General features: G+C 71.5%; 4 protein-coding genes. All 4 read right to left on the bottom strand.

The features are described 5' to 3' along the window. Window positions 1-86: 86 nt before the first annotated feature. Window positions 87-527, bottom strand: coding sequence for a DUF6262 family protein (locus A6V29_RS18790; protein ID WP_137161731.1), 441 nt, complete (start codon window positions 525-527; stop codon window positions 87-89). Then, on the bottom strand, window positions 517-2,727 hold the full coding sequence (locus A6V29_RS18785) for a tyrosine-type recombinase/integrase (protein WP_137161730.1): 2,211 nt from the start codon (window positions 2,725-2,727) through the stop codon (window positions 517-519). The genes A6V29_RS18790 and A6V29_RS18785 overlap by 11 nt, the downstream gene beginning before the upstream one ends. Window positions 2,728-2,768: 41 nt before the next feature. Then, on the bottom strand, window positions 2,769-3,875 hold the full coding sequence (locus A6V29_RS18780) for a tyrosine-type recombinase/integrase (RefSeq protein ID WP_137161729.1): 1,107 nt from the start codon (window positions 3,873-3,875) through the stop codon (window positions 2,769-2,771). After that, on the bottom strand, window positions 3,835-4,034 hold a 200-nt coding region (locus tag A6V29_RS21365; protein ID WP_212719616.1), incomplete at its 5' end, for a hypothetical protein. The genes A6V29_RS18780 and A6V29_RS21365, both read right to left, overlap by 41 nt.

Raw genomic sequence — 4,034 nt, 5'->3', positions numbered from 1 at the left:
CGCTCGGAGGTTATCTTGAGCTGTCAAAGTGATCATGACGTTGAGCTGCATGTTTGCCATGTGGACGGTGTCGATGACGGAGATGGTCAGCACGGTCCGATGACGCCGGAAACCCGCGGGGCCAGCGCGTCGTGTCGAGGTCGGCTGGGCGTGTCGGCGCGGCGTTCACCGAGGGCTTCGGCGAGGGCGCGGCGGAGCCGCTTGTTGTCCTCCTCCAGGTGCCGGATGCGTTGTGCGGCGAGCTCGAGGCGGCGTAGCAGGGAGGCGTCGGTGCCGCGTTGACGGTCGGGAAGGACTCGGCCGGAGGTGGGCCGTTGGCGATCACGGAGCCGTTCGATCTCGCCGCGCAGGTCGGGTTGGGTGTAAATCCAGGAGCGGGAGACGCCGGCCTCGCGGGCGACCGCGTCGAAGGTGACGGCGACCCCGGCGTTGTCCATCCGCCGCAGCGCGGCGGCGGCTCGCCGGTGGGTGGCCTGGGAGCGTCGTTGGGTCGCGGCGAGCAGGTGGTGGGAGTTGTCAGCCCGCATCGGCCACCTGCTGACCGGCGGGCGCGGAGCCCTCGGCGCCGGCCTGGGGATCGTCGTCGAGCGCGGTGATGATCCGGTCGAGGCTGCCCAGCACCTGCTGGTTGGTCTCGACCAGACCGGCCTGGCCGCGGGCCTCGGCGGCGGTGAGGATCTGCAGGACCTGCTGGCGGTGGCTGCGGTGCTGGGGCAGGAACTCCGTGGTGGTGACGAACATCGGGCAGGTCAGGCAGGCGTTGGCGTGCGGGCAGCTCTTCTGCACCGGCAGTCCGCAGAACCCGTTGGGCAGCGCCTGTGTCACGCGGCCGAGTCGCTGCTTGGCCCAGGCCGCCTCGGCCAGCGGCCCGTCAGGGTCGACGAGAACGGTCTGACCGGTGATGTCGACCTTGCGGGCGGCCTCCCAGTGCCGGCGGACGGTGCTGTCGTGCAGCCGGGCGTAGTGCGCGGTCATCTGCGGCGAGTCGTGATCGAGGATGCGGCGCACGACCTCCTGCGGGACGTCTCGGTTGATCAGCCGTGTGCCCAGCGTGTGCCGCCACTGGTGCGGCGTCAGGTGCACGGGCCGGCCGTGAGCGTCGCGGACCTCGCAGGATTCCAGCCACCGGTAGAGCGCCAGACGGTAGGTCGAGGCGGCGATCGGGGCGCTGCGGTCTGGGTTCTTCGTCGGCCGGGGAAACAGCACCGGGGCGTCGGCGACCCGCACCTGCTGTTCGGCGATCAGGGCGTGCAGCTCTTCGTCGATCGGTACCAGCGCCTGGCGTTTCATCTTGTGGTTGAGGTAACGCAGGTAGGGCGCGCCGTCGGCGTCGGGGACCACGCAGTCGTGGGGCAGGCGAAGCGCGTCGCTGATCCGTAGCCCGGTCCGGATCAGGATCACGGTGACCAGCCGGTGGGCCGGGTCGGGGAAGCGGGCGAGGTTGTCCGGGTGCTCGACCTGGGCCATCACCTGCTCGGCCAGCGCCCGTGGTGGCCGCTCGGTCCGGGTGGGGTAATCCTCGCTGAAGATCAACGCTCCGGCGGGCAGCGAGTCGTCCCAGCGGTGCTGGCGGACCGCGTGCAGGAAGGAGTTGAGCTGCCCGATCTGATCACCGTGACGCTGCCGGCCGGCCAGCTCGGCGTGCAGATCGGCCAGGTAGCGCTCGAGCACGCCCCGGTCGATGGCGACCAGCGAGGTGATGCCGGCGCGCTCGCAGAAGGCGGCGAAGCGGGTCAGGGCGAGCAGTCCGCGGCTGGCGGCCGCCAGCCCGAGCCCGCTGCTCAGCCGCCAACGCAGCCATCGTTTGACCAGCGGGCGCAGCCACGGCGCTGCGATGCTGGTGAAGTCCAGCCGCTGGTTGCCGTCGAAGCCCAGCCGGCGCATCTGCCAGACGTCGCGGTCGAACTCGGCCTCCCAGCCGCCGGCGTCGACGAGGTCTTCGACCTGACGGCGGGCGTAGAACAGCAACGCTCGCAGCTGGCCGTCCTTCGGTGCCAGGCGGCCGATCTGAGTCCGCCATTCGTCCTCGCTGCGGTCCAGCAGCGAGGCCGCACCGGTGGAGACCAGCGCCCGGACCAGCGCCATGACCACCGCCGGCCGAGTCTTGGTGGTCGGCTGGTCGCGGCGGCGCTGCAGCGCGTAGCCGATCTCCAGGCGCAGCCCGGGCCCGAGCCGATCGAGCCGGATGATCTCGTCTTCGGTGGCCGTGACCTCGACGAACCGGCGGACGAAGTCCTCCACGTCGGGGCGGCCACGCACCCGCCAGGTGTTGGCGTGGGGGCGGCAGAACGGCCCGTCTGCGTGCGGCCACAACGGGCAGTGCTCGATCCGACAGACCGCACCGGGCGCCGGCTGCTTGATCGCCGGCGGATCGGCCAGCCACCGGGGCAGGTCGGGTCGGTGCGCGCGGTCCCAGCGCTGGAAGTGCAGCTGGCACAGGCCGGTGCGGGCCACTCCGTAGCCGCAGCCGGGAACCCGGCAGTGAGCGTTCGGGCGCTGACGGCGCCACTGCGGATCGGTGTCGGCGGCGAACGTCGCCAGGTCGGGGCGGCCCTGCTTGACCCAGCGCAGGTGATGGCCCTGGCACATGCCTCGGGAGCGGGCCGTGCGCCGGCAGCCGGTCACCCGGCAGGTGCCGCCGCCGAACACCGGGTCCTCGGCATCGAAGACGAGCACGTCGGCGCGGAAGTCCGGACGGACCACGCCCAACAGCCGCTCGGTCAACATCGGACGGCGTGTGCCCGGCTCTCTGGTCGGCGCCGGCGCCGTCACAGCTGCACCGCGCCGTCGAACCAGCCGGCCTGCTCCAGAACCCGGCGGGCGTCCTCGACCGTCAGGTGCCCGTAGATCTGCGCCGTGGTGGTCACCGAGGCGTGCCCGAGCAGCTTGCTGACCACCTCCACTGGGGTGCTCGCGCGCAGCAGACCGGTGGCGTAGGTGTGCCGGAACCAGTGCGGGTCAAAATCCAGCCCGGTCCGGCGGCGCAGCCGGCGGACCAGGTCATAGACCGCGGCGTAGCCCAGCGGGTGGCCGTGCGGGGCGCCCCAGAGGTTCACGAAGACGTAGTCGCTGTCCAGCTCGCCGTACTCGCCGTGCAGGTAGTCGGCGTAGAGGCGGATCAGCTCGGCGGTGACCGGGATCGTCCGCGGCTGGCCCGACTTGGCGCGGGCGCCGTTGTCGTTGGTCCGCGGCACGACCGCCACGGTGCACTCGGCCGCGGCCCAGTCCTCGTGCCGCAACCCGAGCGCTTCCCCGATCCGCATCCCGGTGCCGAACAGCACCGCGAACAGCAGCCGGTCCCGCAGCCGGTCGCAGGCGTTCAGGATCGCCTGCACCTCGGCGGCGGTCAGCACCCGCGGATGCCTGTGTGGGGCCTTCAACCCGACCGCCCGCCGGGCAGCCGGCTGGGTCTTGCTGATGTGGTGCAGGAACGGCCGCCAGGCTGTCCCGCGCCGGCCGGCCGGCTGCCAGCTGGTCAGCAGCTCGCCCAGGTCCACCCCGTGTCGGGCGGCGTGCTGGTAGAAGGCGCTGACCGCCGACAGCTTCCGGTTCACCGTCGCCTCGCCGCAGTGATGTGCCACCGACGGCAACACCGCGACCCGCCCGTCCCGTGCCGCCGGGGGCAGCCGCAGCCAGGCGACGAACCCGCCGACGTCCTCCAGGCGGACCTCCCGCCAGTCCAGCCCGCGGCCGAACAGGAAGACCAGCCAGTCCTTCAGATCGTGGGCGTACGCCTTAACCGTGTTCGGCGATCGCTCGACATCGGTCAGGAACGCCAGGAACCGTTCCACCGGTTCGACCGGCACCCCGTCCTCGCCCAGCACCGTCCACGACTCACGCCGCGACGCGGGCATCACCACCTGCTGAACGATCACCGAGCTCCTCACCGATCCACGTGCTGGACCGCGGCAGATAACCACGTCCACCAGACAGAACCTGGGAGCTCAACCCGCCGTCAGCTACATGCCGGACACCCTCGGCGCGGCTCAAGATAACCAGCGGGTTGGTCGACCAGATCTTCTTCCAGTGCGCGG

It is taken from the genome of Blastococcus sp. CCUG 61487, assembly GCF_005222955.1.
In the GTDB taxonomy this organism is placed as follows: Bacteria; Actinomycetota; Actinomycetes; order Mycobacteriales; family Geodermatophilaceae; genus Blastococcus.
The sequence above is the reverse complement of the archived record's forward strand: the minus strand, read 5'-3'. Positions and strand labels throughout refer to the sequence as shown.

What these genes read in the sequence shown, in the direction of transcription:
- A6V29_RS18785 (WP_137161730.1), bottom strand. Translation starts at nt 2,727, where the DNA reads ATGTTGACCGAGCGGCTGTTGGGCGTGGTCCGTCCGGACTTCCGCGCC.
- A6V29_RS18790 (WP_137161731.1), bottom strand. Translation starts at nt 527, where the DNA reads ATGCGGGCTGACAACTCCCACCACCTGCTCGCCGCGACCCAACGACGC.